Genomic DNA, 3,236 nt, shown 5'->3' on the forward strand with positions numbered 1-3,236 from the left:
GGCGTCGGCCCAGGGGTCGGTCGCGGTCGCCTGCTGCTCGGTCACGGACGTGGCTCCTCGGGGGTGCGGGCGGGGACGGCGGACGACGCGGCGGCGCTCGGGGCGGCGCGGCGCATGGGCCGCGCGCGCGTCGTGTTCACGCGGCCTCCGTGCGGGCCGTGGCCATGGCGGCCGCGTCCAGCAGGGCGGTGCCGACGATCAGGTCGGCGCCGCCGAACTCGGGATCGTCCAGCGGGGTGCCGTCGTCGACGGCGAACAGCAGCCGCTCCTCGCCCTGCCGGTAGGCGGTGCCGACGGGCGGGCTCGCGGCGTGCACGGCGAGCAGCGCGATCAGGTACGGCAGGTCGGGGTCGCGCTCGCGCGCCTCGGCGAGGAGCCCGGACAGCCGGCGCGGCGCGTCGTGCTCCAGGGTCAGCAGCTCCATGGCGTGGGCGAGCTGCTCCTCGCTGAAGCGGCTGTCGTCCGGGGTGGCGACGAGGTCGGGCTCCGGCATCTCCGCGCCCAGGTGCGCGCGTTCGACGGGGGGCGTCAGCAGCAGCTCGACGAGGTCGCCGACGCGGACGGCGGCCGGCGTGCGCAGCCCGGTGCCGCGGGCGAAGTACGCGTCGGTGACGCGGCTCGCGTCCGCCACGGGCAGCGGCAGCAGGGGCGCGACGAGCTGCCCGTACAGGTCGAGCCCGGCGCGGGCGGCGGGGCGCGCGAACGCCTGCCGGTCCTGCTCCGCCCGGAAGAGCGGGCCCGCTTCGAGCAGGCGGGACTGGAGCTGGGTGTGGCGGCGGATGCAGTCCTTGACGATGTCGACGAGTTCGGCGGCGCGCCGCTTGTGCTCGGCCGTCTTCGGGTCGCCGTTCGTCTCGGCCTCGTCGCGGGCCCTGCGGATGTTCGTGAGGATCGCGTTCTCGTGGCGGTAGCGGTCGGCGACGTGGTCGAGCGCCTCGTCGATCATGTCCGGCACGGTGCGCAGCCAGTCCACCGCGCGCACGTTGCGCCGGGTGGCCTCCAGCGTCCTGCGCAGGGTCTCCGCGTACTGGACGGTGCGGTACCTGGCCTGCTCGGCGGCGAGCTGCGCGTCGGCGAGGCGGCCGCGGTTGATCAGCACCTCCAGCTTGACCTCGGCGGCGATCTGAGCGCTCGTCACGTCCGTGTCGAGGGCGCCCACCAGGACGTTGACCGCCTCGTCCGTGGTGCGCAGGTAGACGCTGCCGCCGTCGCCCGGGACCTCCTCGACGAGTTTGAAGTCGTAGTCCCTGCGCCGGTAGACGCCGTCGGTGCCGAACGTCCCGTACACGGCGCGAAAGCCCCGGTCGACGCTGCCGACGTTGATCAGGTTCTCCAGGACCCAGCGGGCCACCCGCTCGTGCTCGGCGGCGGGGCGCGCGGGGGCCTGCGCCGCGACGCGGGGCAGGAGCCTGGCCACTATCTGCTCGTGGTCCGCGCCCGTGTCGAAGTCCATGTGCAGCGTGACCAGGTCGATCGCGGCGAGCGCCACCTCCGCCATCGCGTACACGCCGTACTCGCCCGCGAGGTTGGCCTTGCGGGCGTCCAGGTCGTGCAGCGGCGCCGTGCAGGCGAGGGCGCGCAGGCGGCGCGCGAGACCCTCGTCGGCTGCCGGGCCCTGGGCGGGCCGGTGCCCGGCGCTGAGCTGGGACGGAGCGGTGTCCGTGGGGGCGGGCGAAGTCACGGTGCACAGACTAGGTCCTGTCACCGACAGGGGTCGAAACGGCGCAGAACAGCCCAGGCGGCGGGGCTGGCCCGGCGCGGCAAGCCGTCCGGGGCGCCCCGGCGCGGCGTGTCCCCGCCGCGCCGGGGTGGCATCTGACCTGAGAAGATGACGCAATGGAGCCGACGAACATCGATCTGAACGCGGACCTCGGGGAGGGCTTCGGCCGCTGGCACCTGACGGAGGACGAGGCGCTGCTCTCGGTCGTCACGAGTGCCAACGTGGCCTGCGGCTTCCACGCCGGCGACCCGGTGACGATGCACAGGGTCTGCGCGTGGGCCGCGGAGCGCGGTGTGCGGATCGGGGCGCAGGTGTCGTACCGGGACCTGGCGGGGTTCGGCCGGCGGGCCATGGACGTCCCGGCGGCCGAACTGGCCGCGGAGATCGCGTACCAGATCGGCGCGCTGCGGGTGTTCGCCGAGGCCGCGGGCGCGCGGGTGGCGTACGTGAAGCCCCACGGCGCCCTGTACAACCGCGCCGTGCACGACGACGAGCAGGCGTCCGCCGTGGCCGCGGGTGTCGTGCTCGCGGGCGGCGGGCTGCCGGTGCTGGGCCTGCCGGGCTCCCGGCTGCACGTGCGGGCCGCGGAGGCCGGACTTCCGGTGGTCGCCGAGGCGTTCGCGGACCGTGCGTACACGGCGCGGGGCACGCTGGTGCCGCGGACCGAGGAGGGCGCCGTGGTCAGCGACGGCGCGGCGGTGGTCGAGCGCGCGGTGGGCATGGCCACGTCGGGGGTGGTGACCGCCCTGACGGGTGAACGGGTGGACGTGCGCGCGAGGTCGCTGTGCCTGCACGGCGACACGGCGGGCGCGGTGGACCTGGCTCGCCGCGTGCGCGGTGCGCTGGAGTCCGCGGGGGTGCGCGTGGAGCCGTTCGCATGAGCGTGCGTACGGTGCCGGTCGGCGACCACGCGCTGCTCGTCGAACTCGCGGACGGCGAGCAGACGGCGGCGCTGCACGCGGAACTGCTGCGGCGGCGCGAGGCGGGCACGCTGCCGGCGGTGGCCGAGATCGTGCCGGCCGAGCGGACGGTGCTGCTCGACGGCCTCGACGACCCGGCCCGCCTCGCGGCCGAGGTGGCGGGCTGGCGGCTCGCCGCGGCCGACACGGTCGCGGCGGCGTCCGTGGACCTGCCGGTGCGCTACGACGGGCCGGACCTCGCGGACGTCGCCGAGATGTGGGGCGTCGAGCCGGCCGAGGCGGCCCGGATGCACGCGGCGACGCCGTTCCGGGTGGCCTTCTGCGGCTTCTCCCCCGGCTTCGGCTATCTGACCGGCCTCGGCGAGCGCTACGCCGTGCGGCGCCGGGCGACGCCCCGTACCTCGGTGCCGGCCGGGTCGGTGGCGGTGGCGGGCCCGTACACCGGGGTGTATCCGCGCTCGTCGCCGGGCGGCTGGCAGCTCATCGGCACGACGGACGCGGCGCTGTGGGACCCGGAGCGCGAGCCTCCGGCGCTGCTGGCGCCGGGCACGCGCGTGCGGTTCGTGGCGGTGGACGCGTGAGCGGGGGCCCGGCCG

The 3,236-nt window shown here is 76.2% G+C and carries 3 protein-coding genes; 2 read left to right on the forward strand and 1 reads right to left on the reverse strand.

The features are described from left to right. Positions 1 to 136: 136 nt before the first annotated feature. Positions 137 to 1,681, reverse strand: a complete 1,545-nt coding sequence (locus tag L1885_RS26025; RefSeq protein ID WP_235799612.1) for a hypothetical protein — start codon at positions 1,679 to 1,681, stop codon at positions 137 to 139. 155 nt (positions 1,682 to 1,836) lie between these two features. Here L1885_RS26025 and L1885_RS26030 point away from each other — a divergent pair, with 155 nt between their 5' ends. Further along, entirely contained in the window at positions 1,837 to 2,601 is a 765-nt protein-coding gene (locus L1885_RS26030) for a LamB/YcsF family protein (RefSeq protein WP_235799613.1), read from the forward strand. Continuing rightward, entirely contained in the window at positions 2,598 to 3,221 is a 624-nt protein-coding gene (locus tag L1885_RS26035) for a 5-oxoprolinase subunit B family protein (RefSeq protein WP_235799614.1), read from the forward strand. Before L1885_RS26030 ends, L1885_RS26035 begins: the two co-directional genes overlap by 4 nt. The last annotated feature ends 15 nt before the right edge of the window (positions 3,222 to 3,236 follow it).

The sequence above is a fragment of the Streptomyces fuscigenes genome (assembly GCF_021556455.1).
Lineage (GTDB): Bacteria > Actinomycetota > Actinomycetes > Streptomycetales > Streptomycetaceae > Streptomyces > Streptomyces fuscigenes.